This is a genomic window from Chryseotalea sanaruensis (genome assembly GCF_003990915.1).
In the GTDB taxonomy this organism is placed as follows: domain Bacteria; phylum Bacteroidota; class Bacteroidia; order Cytophagales; family Cyclobacteriaceae; genus Chryseotalea; species Chryseotalea sanaruensis.
Genome location: NZ_BHXQ01000002.1, coordinates 208,799 through 223,953, shown reverse-complemented (window position 1 = coordinate 223,953; position 15,155 = coordinate 208,799). Strand labels below are relative to the sequence as shown.

The window sequence follows — 15,155 nt, the reverse complement described above, 5'->3', positions numbered from 1 at the left end:
TTGTTGAGCTTAAGCCTATGTTGTTTGAGTTTTTCATCAAATGCACAAGATCAAAAGGGTACAATCAGAGGTTCCGTCTTCGATGATGTGAGCGGAGAGGCCCTGATTGGGGTAACTGTTCAGGTAAAAAACAATACCTCAGGGTCAGTAACAGACTTTGACGGTAAATTTAATATCAACATTCTTCCGGGCACTTATGATTTGATAATTTCCTATGTTTCATATAGGACAACTACTGTTACCGGTGTTGAGGTTAAATCAGGAAGTGTAACCTTGGTAGAGAATATCAGATTACAAGAAGACGTGCAAACTTTAGAGAGTGTTGTTGTAACAGCCGAAGCCATACGCAATTCGGAATCTGCCATACTTACCGTAAAAAGAAAAGCTCCAATTTTAGTTGATGGAATCTCCTCCGCTAAGTTTAGTCAAATCGGTGATTCGGACGCTTCGGAGGCAGTTAAACGTGTTACAGGTGTCTCTGTAGAGGGAGGTAAGTATGTTTTCGTAAGAGGACTTGGTGATCGATACACAAAAACAACCCTTAATTCAGTGGATGTTCCCGGTCTAGATCCAGATCGAAACAGTATTCAGATAGATATTTTCCCAACCAGTCTTATTGAGAACATGATGGTGCTTAAGTCATCATCTGCAGATCTTCCAGCAGACTTTACTGGTGGTGTAGTAAACATCGAAACAAAAGATTTTCCAGAAGTTAAAACCTTCAATGTTTCGGCAAGTGTTGGCTATAACCCATCCATGCACTTTAGAGATGATCATTTTACCTATAAGGGAGGTAAGAACGATTGGTTAGGTTTTGATGACGGCACAAGACAATTACCTGCTGGTGCAACCAATTCTGTTTTCCCTAGTCCAGGTGCTCCAGGTGTAACCTCACAAGATGTAAATAGTTTTCTAAAGGGCTTCAATAAGACCATGGGTACGCAAGATCAAAAAAGCTTAATGGATTATAGCTTTGGTATTTCGTCAGCAAACCAAAAGAACTTTGACAATGGCACAAGTCTAGGCTATATTTTTTCCACAACTTATAAAAGCTCAACTGTATTCTATGACGATGCCTTTTACGGAGAATATCAGCGCCCGGCTTTTGCTGACGAATATGAATTAATATATGCCACTACTCAAGAGGGAGCAATTACTGAAAGAAACTCCTTATGGGGAAGTTTAGCAGGTTTAGCTTACAAAACACAAAATTCAAAATATAAGTTGTCAGCTCTTCATCTTCAAAACGGTGAGAAGAGAGCGGCTAGATTTTTTATTGACGACAACGGTTCTGCTGTTGGTAAGTCTGGTTTCTTTGGCGGATCCGAAAACCTTGAATTTAGTCAGAGAGGTGTAACCAACATTTTATTGAGTGGTGAACACCACACTTCTGATAAAGGTTGGAGCATTGATTGGAAAGTATCGCCAACGATTTCCAAAATTGTTGAACCAGACATCAGAAAAACTGCATTTACCTACACTTCTTCTGATACTGTTTTTAGTTCAGGTGCTGCAGGCAATCCATCACGTATTTGGAGATACCTTGATGAAATCAACCTTGTTTCAAAAGTAGATTTCAAAAAGAATTACCAATTATTCAATAAGGCGGCATCGCTTAAGTTTGGTGCAAGCCATACTTTTAAGGAAAGAGATTTTGAGATCCTTACTTACAACATGCAGTTTTTCGGCTCACAGCCAGAGTTCAACGGCAACTCAAACGTAATCATGGATGATCAGTTTCTTTACCCAAATGGTTCTGTGTATTTCTCTTCGGGTAACCCTGATCCAAATTCTAACAGCTTTAACTCTACAGTAAGCAATACAGCATTTTATGTTTCAAACGATTTTCAGATAATCGATAAGCTTAAAGCAATTATTGGTGTGCGTGCTGAAAATTTTGTTCAAAGACATACCGGACGTGATGGTGTTTATGCTAATGGAGATGTTGTTAACGGAAGAAATCTTGATGACGCTATAGTACTTGATGCGCTTCATTTCTTCCCTTCCGGTAATTTTATCTATAACTACAGAGATAATCAGAACCTGAGACTTTCTTATTCTAAAACTATAGCCAGACCTTCATTCAAAGAGTTGTCATTCGCTCAGATTCTTGATCCTGTATCGAACAGAACATTTAATGGTGGTTTGTTTAAATTTCCTGATTGGGATGGAAACTTAAGAGAAACTTTGATAGACAACTTCGACATCCGTTGGGAAAAGTACATGAAGAAGGGTGAGTTGTTTTCAGTTAGTGTGTTTTACAAAAAATTTGCTGATCCAATAGAACTGGTACGACTTTCAGTGGCACAAACTACGAACGAATTCCAACCACGTAACGTAGGTGATGGACAAATTCTTGGTGCTGAGTTTGAATTCAGAAAGTCGCTTGACTTTGCCGGACCAGTTTTCAGAAAATTATTTGCAAGTGGTAACCTAACATTTGTTGACTCAAGAATTGATATGACCGATCAGGAGTACAATGTGCGCAAAGCTTATCAGAAAAATGGTCAGGAATTAAAGCGCACAAGAGAAATGGCAGGACAAGCACCCTACATCATAAATGTAGGCTTGTCTTACGAAGATCCTGAAAACGGCTTTGATGGCGGTTTATTCTACAATGTTAATGGTCCTACGCTTACTGTAGTTGGTGGAGGTCTCTTCCCAGATGTTTATGCTGAACCTTTCAACAGCTTGAACTTTAACTTAAGCAAAAGTTTTGGCCCCGATAAAAAGACCAGCATTACTTTTAATGTTTCTAATATTTTAGATGATGTAAGGGAAAACTTCTTTGTTGGCTTTAATGCTCAGGATCAATACTACAGCAGACTAAACCCAGGAAGATCCATCAGTCTTGGATTAAAATATAATCTTAACTAAGTAATAGTTGAATATAAAAAGAAAGGCTGTTCTGAGAACAGCCTTTCTTTTTTATAAAACTTTCTACCAGATTGATCTTCAACACACATAGCTCAAATTAGTTAACTTTCCCCTGTCTTTCTTTCTGAAACACAACTGCTTGCTTTACTTTGTCAGCCACAGTGCGTAGCGAGTCTGTACTGGCTGTGTTTTTATTGAGGCGCAACACCAATGCAACGGAGTCGCTACGGTTTTTCTGTATGGCCTTTAATAATTGCTGGTATTCCTTTTTATTACTCTCAATTTTTTGCTGAATGCTTTGCTGTTCATTCAATGTTCGTTGTTGCTGCCTGCTCACGATGTCCACCGCACGTTGCGCTTCATCAATCTGCACTTGTATTTTATCGCGATAAAAGTTAACGCCAAATTCTTTTACCATAGCCTCAAGACGACCAACAACCATAGCAGAGTCTGCTGCCCACTCATTAAGATTTACGCCAATCCACGCATATGTTGCAGCGCCAGCCTGGCGAGTATTACCATATAGTGCTTTGCTGAAAGCTTTCCCATTCACAATGCATTCTGCTAATACAATGGCTTCATCCTGTTGTTTTGGCTTACCGTAATTTTTCAAAAACTTCAACAACGCACCATTTACATCTTCGACACTGGCATCAAGTGTAGTGGCAAAGCTGTAAATATTGTCGTTCTTTATTTTCTGTTTTTCCTGTCTCACCATCACCGTCTGGCCAAAAGACATGACAGAGATCAGGAGAAATGCGAGTAGAACAAACTTTTTCATAGCAATAATGTTTCTTAATTGTATTCAAAACTACTAAAATCAGCACCGTGACTAAAAAAAACATTTTAATAACGGGTGCCTCCGGACTTATAGGCAAAAGGCTTACCGAATTTTTATTACAAAAGGGGCACAACGTTTCCCATTTAGGTAGAAGTGCAAAAAAGGGTGAGATTCCATCTTTTGTCTGGAATGTAGAACAAATGCAAATGGATGTAAGTGCCCTTAAAGGTATAGATACTGTTATTCATTTGGCTGGTGCAGGCATTGCCGACAAACGATGGTCGGAAAAGCGCAAGCAAGAGATTTTAGAAAGTCGTACTCAATCGACAGCATTGTTAGAGGCCACACTAAAAAACACAAATAATGAGGTAAAACATTTTATCTCAGCTTCAGCCATTGGTTACTATGGTTTCGACTTAAAAGGCGAATTATATGACGAGCAAAGTGCGCCAGGCACGGATTACCTTGCCTCGGTCACCCGGCAATGGGAAGAGTCGATTGACAAATTAATTGAACTTCCTTTGCGTGTAGCTAAATTGCGCATAGGCATAGTGTTAAGTGATAAAGGCGGAGCATTGGAGCCTATGGTTGTTCCGGTAAAATTATTTGTTGGTTCTCCGCTGGCATCGGGTAAGCAGATGTTGAGTTGGATACACATAGACGACCTTTGTAATATGTTTATTCACTTGGTAGAGAATGAATCGTTACAAGGTGCTTACAATGGTACAGGCCCCTATGCTGTAAGTAATGAAGACTTTACCAAAGCCATAGCCAGGCAGCTTAAGAGACCACTCTTCCTTCCTAAAGTTCCTGCATTTTTTCTCAAGCTGGTATTAGGCGAAATGGCTAACCTGATCATTTACGGAAGTGATGTTTCATCAAAAAAAATACAAGCCAGTGGTTATCAGTTTCAGTTTAATACCCTGGAAGAAAGTTTGCAAAATCTACTTGATAAGAAGTAAACTACAACTAATTTGTAATTCTCATCGTTTTACTACCTTGTTGTAATTTTAGTATTGTTATGGCAAAGAAGAAATTAAAAAAAGTGGATGATGACCTGCTTAAGCAAGCCATTGAAGAAGAGCACAGAATAAGAAAGGCATTTGTTGATAAAGATTGGGCAGAAATAAAAAGCTCAGACTCATGGGTGATTTTTAAAGTCATGAGTGAGTTTGTTGAAGGTTTTGAAAAGCTGGCCAAAATAGGTCCCTGTGTAACCATATTTGGTTCTGCCAGAACTAAGCCCACCAACCCTTATTATAAAATGGCCGATGATATAGCTTATCAATTGGTGCAGCATGGTTATGGTGTTATTACAGGTGGTGGGCCCGGTATTATGGAAGCGGGTAACCGCGGGGCGCATCGTGCCAAAGGTAAATCAGTAGGACTTAATATTTTTTTACCATTTGAACAGAAGGGTAATATTTATATTGACCCTGATAAGTTAATAACCTTTGATTATTTCTTTGTTCGCAAAGTAATGTTTATGAAATATTCACAGGGCTTTATAGTAATGCCAGGTGGATTTGGAACATTAGATGAATTAACTGAAGCACTTACCCTAATTCAAACCAAAAAAATTGGTCGCTTTCCTATTGTATTGGTTGGCAAGGAATATTGGAAGGGTTTTGTTGACTGGGTTACCAAGGTGTTGATTGGAAAAGAAAAGAATGCCAACGTAGAAGATCTTGAGTTATTCAGCGTTGTAGATACACCAGAAGAGGCAGTGAAAGTGATTGATGACTTTTATTCGAAGTATCTACTTTCGCCAAATTTCTAAACACTTTTTACCGGATGTGGGGATGAAGGATCTTTCAATATATGTATCAGTAGCTACACTAGTCATTTTGTTAGGTTATATAACCTACAATGGAAGCAGTTTGGGTCGTAACGTAGCTGTAGAGGCCATTTCAGATAATGCAACAGCGTTAGTTGCCGAAATTCCTTCTGGTTTTGTAGCAAAACCATTTCGTATTCCGGAAAAGCTGGATTTTGCACAAGAAGAAGTGCCACTTCATATCAATGATGTACGCGAGCGCTTAGACAGAGAGTTGCAGGTAAACAGCTACTTACACAGTAGCACATTATTTATTATTAAACGGGCAAATCGCTGGTTGCCACAAATGGAGAAAATTCTTAAAGAGAATGGTATACCTGATGATTTTAAATATCTGCCCTTGATTGAAAGCGCATTGCTGAATCAGGTTTCGCCCCGAGAAGCGACTGGTTTTTGGCAAATTATGCCCGATGCGGGCAAAGCTTACGGGTTAGAAATTAATAAGCAGGTTGACGAGCGTTACGACCCTATTAAATCTACTTATGCTGCATGTAAATACCTTAAAGATGCCCATCGCAAATTTGGTAACTGGACGCTTGCTGCAGCTTCATACAATCGAGGAATGACGGGCATGCAAAAAGCATTAGATAATCAAAAGGTTGATTCCTATTACGACTTGTTTTTGAATGATGAAACCTCACGTTATATCTTCCGACTCATTGCCATGAAAGAGATAATGCAAAACCCGTTAAAGTACGGCTTTGTATTAGCTGAAGAAGAACTCTACAACGAAGAGAAAGTCCAATATGTGGAAGTAAAAGAATCAATTAAAAGTCTGGTTGATTTTTCATTATCAAAAGGTACAAATTACAAAACCATTAAGCGCCTCAATCCTTGGTTACGAGACGAAGACCTCAAAATAAAAAAGGGCAAAATTTACAGAATAGCCCTTCCTGCTTAAATCCGCAGTCGCAACTTTATTCGTAGGTATGTTGTTTTGTCGTGAGGACGATTATTCACCTCATGTAAAACCACTATATTACCGTAAATCTTACTATGGAAAATACTTACTACAACCCCGCAGACCTTAAAAAATTTGGAAACATTGCAGAGTGGGATAAAACGCTTGCTGCAAAATTTTTCGATTATTATGGAGAGGTTTTTAAAGATGGTGAATTAACAGCCCGTGAAAAATCATTAATCGCATTAGCCGTATCGCACACTGTTCAATGTCCGTATTGCATTGATGCCTACACACAAGATGCACTTGAGAAAGGTGCCACTGAAAAAGGGATGATGGAGGCAGTACATGTAGCCGCAGCTATACGGGGTGGTGCTTCACTTGTACATGGTGTAATGATGATGAACAAGGCCAAAAAGTTATCGATGTGATTTTATAATCGTTATTGGTTGTTGTTTTTTCGTTATTCGAAAACTTTATCGAACAGCCAACAACGATCAACGAACAACTATTACGTATGATTAAAAGCTTGCATGCCCGCCATCACCTACTAGCTCAACAAGAAAAGCAAGTTGAGTTTTTGAATAATGGGATTTTTAAGGAAGGTAAACTTCCAACATTTAAATCCAAGATTGAGGCTGTTGGTTATTTTCCTTTAAAACCATCGAAGATTGAAATCTTCCAAATGAACATTGGCTACATGTGCAATCAAGTGTGCAAGCACTGCCATGTAGATGCTGGTCCTGACCGCAAAGAAATCATGACGCGTGAAACCATGCAACAATGTCTGGATGTTTTGGAGCAGACAAAAATTCACACACTTGATATTACTGGTGGCGCTCCTGAAATGAATCCTGACTTCCGATGGTTTGTAACAGAAGCAAAAAAAAGAGGTGCGCAAGAGATCATCGTTCGGTCAAACTTAACCATCATTTTAGCTAATCCTAAGTATCATGATCTGCCGCAATTTTTTAAAGAGCACAAGGTGCGCATTTGCTCATCCCTACCTTTTTATAGTGCAGAGAAAACAAATCGCCAACGTGGAGAAGGCGTTTTTGAAACTTCAATAAAGGCGCTACAAATGCTTAATGAAGTTGGTTATGGAAAATCAGGGAGTGGTTTAATTTTAGACTTAGTTTACAACCCAAGTGGTGCTTTTTTACCAGGCGATCAAGGTCAGCTGGAGAGAGATTTTAAAAAAGAATTGAAAGAGCATTTCTCTATTGAGTTTAACAGCTTATTTACTATTACCAATATTCCTATTAGCCGCTTTTTGGATTTTCTAATTGAAAGTGGAAACTACGAAGAGTATATGGAGAAATTAATCACTGCTTTTAATCCGATGGCAGTGAGTGGTGTTATGTGTCGTAATACTGTTTCTATCGACTGGCAGGGATTTTTGTATGATTGCGATTTTAATCAAATGCTGGGTTTAAAAACAGATGAACGCAAAGGGCAACATATTAGTACATTTAATGTTGTTGAATTGGAATCACGCGATATCGTCATCAGCCAGCATTGTTATGCTTGCACAGCAGGCGCAGGCTCAAGTTGCCAGGGAGCAACAGCTTAATGTTGAATTTGAAACTTGGAATTTGAAATCATTAATTCATGCAAACTTATTTAGAGACCACCCGTAACGTTTATAAAGAAGCAGCGGAAAATCCACAAAAAGGATTGTGTTGCACAACAACACCTGTCTGGCAACTGCCAGGATTAAAAATTCCAAAGAAAATGCTCGACATGAATTATGGTTGTGGCAGCACCGTAAATCCCCGAGATCTAGTTAATGATCCTGCAATTCTTTATGTTGGTGTTGGTGGAGGCATGGAGTTATTACAGTTTTCCTATTTCAGCAGACGTAGTAGTGGCGTAATAGGTATTGATGTAGTGGATGAGATGTTGCAGGCGAGTAGGGAAAATTTTGTTGAGGCTGAAAAGCAAAATCCATGGTTTAAGCCTGATTTTATTGACCTTAGAAAAGGTGATGCGCTTAATCTTCCGGTTCCAGATAACTCGATAGATGTTGCAGCTCAAAATTGTTTGTTTAACATTTTTACTCAAGAAGATTTAAAAACCGCATTGGCGGAGATGTATCGAATATTGAAACCACATGGTCGCCTAGTCTTATCTGATCCTACTTGCGAGACTGAAATGCCGGAAACCTTGAAACAAGATGAAAGGCTACGCGCGCTATGTTTAAGCGGGGCACTTCCATTAAAAGAATACATTAAGCTCATTACAGATACAGGTTTTGGCACAGTAGAAATTCGTGCGAAGCGTCCTTATCGAATTTTAGATCCTGCACATTATCAAACCAACAAAATGATTTACATTGAAAGCGTGGAAGTTTGTGCCATTAAAGACCCCATGCCGGCAGATGGTGCATGTGTATTTACAGGAAGAACAGCAATTTATTTTGGTGGTGATGAGTACTTCGATGATAAGAAGGGACATGTACTTATGCAAAACCAACCACTTGCCATTTGCGATAAAACAGCAGGTGCACTTGCCGCACTTAACAGGCAGGATATTTTCATTTCACCTTCAACGTATTTTTATGATGGAGGTGGTTGTTGTTAGTTGACTACAACAATTTGAAAAGAAGCGGGTAATTCCGGCTTCTTTTTTTACCTTCACTACTCTATTTTATTTTTATGTTAAAAGAAATCCAAGAAGCAAGCGACTACATTAGAAGCCGAGGTGTTGAGGCGCCCGAAATAGGAGTGATACTAGGCACTGGGTTAGGAAATTTATTTGTTAAGGAATTTAAGAAGCCAATTCAAATCCCGTATAATTCGATTCCGCATTTTCCAATATCAACGGTTGAATTTCATAAAGGGCAATTGATTTACGGTGAGATTAAGGGGAAGAAAGTGTTGGCCATGCAGGGTCGCTTCCATTATTATGAGGGCTACAGCATGCAACAGATTACACTACCTGTGCGCGTTATGAAAATGTTGGGCGTAAAAAACCTGCTTATCTCCAACGCAGCAGGCAATATGAATTTGAATTGGAAAAAGGGTGAACTTATGCTGATTGATGATCACATTAACTTACAACCGGATAATCCCTTGAGGGGAACAAACTATGAGGTGTTGGGATCGCGTTTTCCGGATATGAGTCAGCCATATGCGTTAACTTTAAATAAAAAACTAAAAGCAATCGCCAAAGAGAAGAGTATAAAATTAAATGAAGGTGTTTATGTTGGTGTGATGGGCCCTAATCTTGAAACCAGGGCCGAGTATCGTTTCTTACATCGCATTGGAGCGGATGCTGTAGGGATGAGCACCGTGCCTGAAGTTATAGTAGCAAATCACACTGGTTTACCATGCTGTGCTATTTCTGTGCTTACCGATGATTGCGACCCAGATAATCTTCAGCCAGCTAATATTCAAGAAATTATTGAAATAGCAGGTAAGGCTGAAGCGAAGCTTACTGAATTATATGTTGAACTGATTAAACAATTATGAATATGAAAAAACTATTGATGAGTGTTTTACTGGTGTTTGGATTCGTACTTGCTGCCCAAGCACAAACTGTTTACTCTTCTGCAAAGGGAGAAAAATACCATACTGCAGATTGTCGTCTTTCAGGTGATGCGGAGGGTATTAACATTGATAAGGCAAAGAAGGCTGGAAAAAAAGCTTGTGATGTTTGCAAACCTAATGAATTGGGAAAGGCTGCGTTAAAACAGTGCGAGGGAAAAACAAAAGAGGGAGTGCGCTGCAAGCGAATGACAGCAAGTAAGGGAAAGAAGTGTTACCAACACCAAACTGCTAAATAGGGTGCAATATCAGAGGATTCATCCTAAAGGTCCGGAGTTTTCGCGCATCATAGCGGGTGTTTGGAATTGGGCTGACGAAACTATTAATGAACGTTGCATTGCAGCAGCATTAGATTGTGGCATTACAACATTTGATCATGCCGATATTTATGGTGGGTATACCATAGAAGAATTATTTGGTCGTATCCTCAAGCAACATCCAGGTTTGCGTAATAAAATGCAATTGGTTACTAAATGTGGTATTAAGTTAAAAGTTGATAACAAGCCTGAACACAGGATTAAACACTACGATACAACCTACGAACACATCATTCAGTCTGTGGAAACTTCACTTAAAAATTTAGGTACAGATAGAATTGATTTATTATTAATACATAGACCTGATCCTTTGTTAAACCCACAGGAGGTAGCAAAAGCCTTTGAGGATTTATATGAAAAGGGTAAGGTTTTGCATTTTGGTGTTTCGAATTTCACCAGCACACAATTTGAAATGCTGCAATCGTTTTTACCCATGCCTTTGGTCACCAATCAGCTGGAAGTATCCTTATTTAAAAGTGATTACTTGTTTAATGGTGTAAGTGATGTAATGATGAAACATCATGTTGGCATTATGGCCTGGTCACCACTAGGCAATGGAAAATATTTTGATGACTTGGAAAAAATGCAAACGCTTGGCGTGTTGGCAGATAAATATAAAGTGAGCACTGCTAAATTGCTTTTCGCTTGGTTGCTTGCGCATCCTGCAAATCTTTTCCCCATTACAGGTACAACAAAAACTGAGCGTATTCAGGAGGCCGCTGCTGCTTTGGATGTAAAGCTAGGCCAACAAGATTGGTTTGCGATGCTGAAGATCATCAAAGGATTTGATGTAGCGTAAGACTATTCAGAATTTCAAATTTCAAATCAATGCGGAACGGCTATTTTATCTGGGACAAGAATAGCGTTAGGGAAATGACGTTTTACTGCTACGTAGTCTTTTTGCGCGTCTAGTTGAGTATAATACTTGCCTGCTTTGATGCGAAAAGTGGGCTGAACATAAGTCATTTCTGCTTTTAATTCTGGTAGGGCTAAATCCATTGTTCGCTTAGTATTTAGCGCATCTTCTCTTTTTTGACCCGCATAAATTTGTATGGTAAAACCGTCCACTAGTTTTTTACTAAGATTAATACGATCAATGCTATCCAGCACTTCGTGCAGTTGTTCATTTACTGCATAGCGCGGTTCCTGATATACAGGTTTCGTTACATTCTCATTCGGATCTGTTTCCGGATTTGGTTTTGCCTCTTCAAAAGATGGACGTAAATAAGTGAGGTCTTCGGTATAACGTGTTGGTGTAGCAGAGGTGCTCACCTGACTAGAGGCACAGCCCATCATAATCATGTAAACCAGGTAGTGTGACAACTCAAACATTCTTTTCATCGCTTTATCCAGTTAGTTCCACTAAGTCGTTTTCGTTTAGTAAAGCCAATACTGTATTTAGTTGTTTAGTAAATTTTGTTTTCAGCTTTCACGCCATGGTTTGTGTCTTCACAAACCATTTTGCTAATGTAATTTCGGTCTGTGCGGACACAGACCGAGGAATAGACCTTGAAATATGCTTAAAGACTATTCAATCACAATACATCGATTGTTCAAAATATCATCTTCCACTTTCTTGTACTTAACATCGCGCATAACACGCCCGTCAGGATATTGAACATTCACCTTGTCGTTTCTGTTGGCAATTTTTTCAGACTTAACAGGCATTATTTTTTCTTGTGGAGGACGGTTAGCTTGCGGCTGCGGTCCGCCACCACTTAATAACGATTTAGATTCTTCTTTATTCTCATTTAACCGTACTCTCGCTCTGCTGGCTCTTGCTTCCTGTACCTGATCTGATTGTTGCACAGGAATATCTGCTTTCATTAAGAATGAAACCGTTTCTTCATTTACCCTGGCCACAAGTTTTTTGAAAGCTTCAAAGCCTTCGAACTTGTAAATCAATAAAGGATCTTTCTGTTCGTAAACTGCTGTTTGCACAGATTGCTTCAAGTCATCCATGTCACGCAAGTGTTCTTTCCATAATTGATCGATGATAGCCAAAGCAATCATTTTCTCCATTGATTTAATCAGCTCTCCATTTTCAGACTCTACACACTTGGCAAGATTTGCAGCAACACCGATTTGTTTTACGCCATCTGTAAAAGGAACTAGTATATTTTCTACAGTAGCGCCTCTTGTATGATAAACGTCTTTTACAATAGGAAGGGACTTTGCGGCTACTGCTTTGTTTTTGCGATGATAATGATCAAGTGCTTTTTCGTATAAGTTGTTAGTCAACTTCGCCTGATCCCACTTATCGAAATCTTCTTTAGATACTTCGTAATCTATGCCGAAAGTGCTTAAGGTATTTAAACGCAGGCTTTCATAGTCGGCAGCATTTTTGGCATTAATCACCAATTCTTCTGCTGTGTCGAAGATCATGGTGAGTATATCTAACTCTAAACGTTCTCCAAAAAGCGCATTCTTTCTTCTCTTATAAATTACTTCACGCTGTGAGTTCATCACGTTATCGTACTCCAGCAAGCGCTTACGAATACCAAAGTTGTTTTCTTCTACTTTTTTCTGGGCACGCTCAATAGAGCTTGTTACCATAGAATGCTGAATTACTTCACCTTCTTTCAAGCCCAATCTATCCATGATGCGTGCAATACGCTCCGGCATGAACAAACGCATGAGGTTATCTTCAAGTGATACGTAGAATTGCGATGAACCTGGATCGCCCTGACGTCCTGCACGACCGCGCAACTGACGGTCTACACGTCTTGACTCGTGGCGCTCAGTACCAATAATAGCTAAACCACCGGCAGCTTTCGATTCTGGTGTTAACTTAATGTCAGTACCACGACCTGCCATGTTTGTCGCGATTGTTACAGTTCCTGGCTTACCAGCTTCAGCAACAATTTCTGCTTCGCGTTGGTGTTGCTTAGCGTTTAATACATTGTGCTTGATTTTGCGCATTTGTAACATGCGGCTTATCAATTCTGAAATTTCAACTGAAGTTGTACCCACCAACACTGGTCTACCTGCTTCCGTAAGTTTTACAATCTCTTCAATTGCCGCTGTAAATTTTTCACGAATGGTTTTAAAAACTAAATCATCGGAGTCTTTTCTTACGGCTGTTCTGTTTTGAGGAATAACAACAACATCAAGTTTGTAAATGTCCCAGAATTCGCCTGCTTCTGTTTCAGCTGTACCTGTCATACCTGCAAGCTTGTGGTACATGCGGAAATAATTCTGTAAGGTAATGGTAGCGTAGGTCTGTGTAGCGTCTTCAACTTTTACATTTTCCTTTGCTTCAATCGCCTGGTGCAAACCATCTGAATAACGTCTTCCGTCAAGCACACGACCAGTTTGCTCATCAACTATTTTTACTTTTCCATCAACAATGATGTACTCAGTATCTTTTTCAAACATAGTGTAAGCCTTCAACAACTGATTCACGCTGTGAATGCGTTGCGACTTCACCTGATAGTCTTTTATAAGTTCTTCTTTTTTGGCAAGACGTTCAGCATCACTCATGCTGTTGTCTTTTTCTATTTTAGAAAGTTCAGTGCCAATTTCAGGGAGGATAAAGAATTTAGCATCTTCACCTTCTCCTGTAATTAAGTCAATACCTTTTTCGGTCAGGTCTACACTGTTATCTTTTTCATCAATAATAAAATAAAGCGGAGCGTCTGCCTCCGGCATCATCTTCTTATTGTCTTGCAGATAATAGTTTTCTGTTTTCTGCATGGTTGCCCTGATACCAGTTTCACTTAAGAGCTTAATAACCGGTTTGTATTTTGGCATACCACGATGCGCTCGGAAAATTGAAAGGCCACCATCTTTTTCATTTCCTGATTCCAGTTGTTTCTTGGCTTCACCCAGGTATTGTGTAATTAATTTTTTCTGTGCCTCTACCAATTTAAAAATGCGAGGCTTTAAATCGTAGAATTCATGTTGGTCACCTCTAGGTACAGGTCCAGAGATGATCAAGGGCGTACGTGCCTCATCAATCAGTACAGAGTCAACTTCATCAACCATAGCATAGTGATGGCCGCGTTGCACGAGTTCATCCGTTTCGCGCGACATGTTATCGCGTAGGTAGTCGAAACCAAATTCGTTATTTGTTCCGTAAGTGATATCGGCACGGTAGGCATTTCTGCGGGCAATAGAGTTAGGCTCGTGCTTATCAATACAATCAACTGTGAGGCCATGGAATTGGAAGAGAGGCGCCATCCACTCACTATCGCGTTTAGCAAGGTAATCGTTTACTGTTACCAGGTGAACACCACGTTTAGCAAGTGCATTTAAGAAAGTAGGAAAGGTAGCCACCAGTGTTTTACCCTCACCAGTTGCCATTTCAGAAACCTTACCTTGGTGTAAAACAATACCCCCGATAATCTGCACTTCATAGTGCATCATATCCCAGGTAATCATATTACCAGCTGCCATCCATTGTCTTGCCCATCTGGCTTTATCACCATGTATGGTAACGTTGGTGTGCGTTGCGGCAATTTTTATATCATAATCTAGAGCGGTTACTTCCAGATAATCATTCTCTTTGAAGCGTCTTGCTGTATCGCGAACAATCGCAAATGCTTTTGGCAATACTTTTAGCAATACTTTTTCAAGGTCTTTATTGCGATCAGCTTCAAGCTTATCAATTTCAGCAAAAACGGCCTCCTTTTCATTGATGTCCATCTCAGGCTGATCAGCAATGCGTTTATGCAAAGCCGCTATTTCAGAATCTATAGAAGACAATGCCTCATTAATGGCGTTTTGTACCTGCTGGGTTTGCTCACGCAATTGGTCGTTGGAAAGACCAGCCAGTTTATCAAACTCCTGAAGGGTTTCTTTTACAAGGGGCTCAATGGATTTGATGTCGCGTTGAGACTTAGTACCGAAAATTTTAGCAATTAATTTTAACATAAAACAACAATGGTCAGTT

Annotated in this window: 13 protein-coding genes; 10 read left to right on the top strand and 3 right to left on the bottom strand. The window is 39.6% G+C overall.

The genetic code is table 11. The features are described 5' to 3' along the window. The first annotated feature begins 24 nt into the window (after window positions 1–24). The gene (locus SanaruYs_RS05450) at window positions 25–2,877 is read left to right on the top strand and encodes a TonB-dependent receptor (protein WP_218022381.1); all 2,853 of its coding nucleotides are present in this window, start codon (window positions 25–27) and stop codon (window positions 2,875–2,877) included. 97 nt (window positions 2,878–2,974) lie between these two features. Here SanaruYs_RS05450 and SanaruYs_RS05445 read toward each other — a convergent pair whose 3' ends face one another. Then, complete coding sequence (locus SanaruYs_RS05445; RefSeq protein WP_127121519.1) at window positions 2,975–3,658, bottom strand: hypothetical protein; 684 nt, start codon at window positions 3,656–3,658, stop codon at window positions 2,975–2,977. 47 nt (window positions 3,659–3,705) lie between these two features. On the opposite strand from SanaruYs_RS05445, the gene SanaruYs_RS05440 reads away from it, so the two are divergent. The 9 genes from SanaruYs_RS05440 (at window position 3,706) to SanaruYs_RS05400 (ending at window position 11,060) form a co-directional block, all read left to right on the top strand. Beyond that, window positions 3,706–4,620, top strand: a complete 915-nt coding sequence (locus SanaruYs_RS05440; RefSeq protein ID WP_127121518.1) for a TIGR01777 family oxidoreductase — start codon at window positions 3,706–3,708, stop codon at window positions 4,618–4,620. A 59-nt stretch (window positions 4,621–4,679) separates the two neighbouring features. Then, window positions 4,680–5,438, top strand: a complete 759-nt coding sequence (locus tag SanaruYs_RS05435; protein ID WP_127121517.1) for an LOG family protein — start codon at window positions 4,680–4,682, stop codon at window positions 5,436–5,438. Between the two features lie 22 nt (window positions 5,439–5,460). After that, on the top strand, window positions 5,461–6,396 hold the full coding sequence (locus SanaruYs_RS05430; RefSeq protein ID WP_127121516.1) for a lytic transglycosylase domain-containing protein: 936 nt from the start codon (window positions 5,461–5,463) through the stop codon (window positions 6,394–6,396). A 95-nt stretch (window positions 6,397–6,491) separates the two neighbouring features. Continuing rightward, window positions 6,492–6,827: an arsenosugar biosynthesis-associated peroxidase-like protein gene (locus tag SanaruYs_RS05425; protein WP_127121515.1), complete on the top strand. Its 336-nt coding sequence runs from the start codon at window positions 6,492–6,494 to the stop codon at window positions 6,825–6,827. Window positions 6,828–6,913: 86 nt separating this feature from the next. Next, complete coding sequence (gene arsS, locus SanaruYs_RS05420; protein ID WP_127121514.1) at window positions 6,914–7,969, top strand: arsenosugar biosynthesis radical SAM (seleno)protein ArsS; 1,056 nt, start codon at window positions 6,914–6,916, stop codon at window positions 7,967–7,969. Between the two features lie 38 nt (window positions 7,970–8,007). Continuing rightward, window positions 8,008–8,979, top strand: coding sequence for an arsenosugar biosynthesis arsenite methyltransferase ArsM (arsM, locus tag SanaruYs_RS05415; RefSeq protein WP_127121513.1), 972 nt, complete (start codon window positions 8,008–8,010; stop codon window positions 8,977–8,979). Window positions 8,980–9,053: 74 nt separating this feature from the next. After that, a complete protein-coding gene (locus SanaruYs_RS05410; protein ID WP_127121512.1) occupies window positions 9,054–9,869 on the top strand; it encodes a purine-nucleoside phosphorylase in 816 nt (271 codons plus the stop codon). Between the two features lie 2 nt (window positions 9,870–9,871). Continuing rightward, window positions 9,872–10,183 (top strand): hypothetical protein, encoded by a 312-nt coding sequence (locus tag SanaruYs_RS05405; RefSeq protein WP_127121511.1) that lies wholly within the window; start codon window positions 9,872–9,874, stop codon window positions 10,181–10,183. 1 nt (window position 10,184) lies between these two features. Then, the gene (locus SanaruYs_RS05400) at window positions 10,185–11,060 is read left to right on the top strand and encodes an aldo/keto reductase (RefSeq protein ID WP_218022379.1); all 876 of its coding nucleotides are present in this window, start codon (window positions 10,185–10,187) and stop codon (window positions 11,058–11,060) included. Window positions 11,061–11,086: 26 nt separating this feature from the next. Here the strand turns inward: SanaruYs_RS05400 and SanaruYs_RS05395 are convergent, their stop codons facing one another. Further along, a complete protein-coding gene (locus tag SanaruYs_RS05395; RefSeq protein ID WP_127121510.1) occupies window positions 11,087–11,602 on the bottom strand; it encodes a hypothetical protein in 516 nt (171 codons plus the stop codon). A 186-nt stretch (window positions 11,603–11,788) separates the two neighbouring features. Then, the gene (gene secA / locus SanaruYs_RS05390; protein ID WP_127121509.1) at window positions 11,789–15,136 is read right to left on the bottom strand and encodes a preprotein translocase subunit SecA; all 3,348 of its coding nucleotides are present in this window, start codon (window positions 15,134–15,136) and stop codon (window positions 11,789–11,791) included. Between the last annotated feature and the right edge of the window lie 19 nt (window positions 15,137–15,155).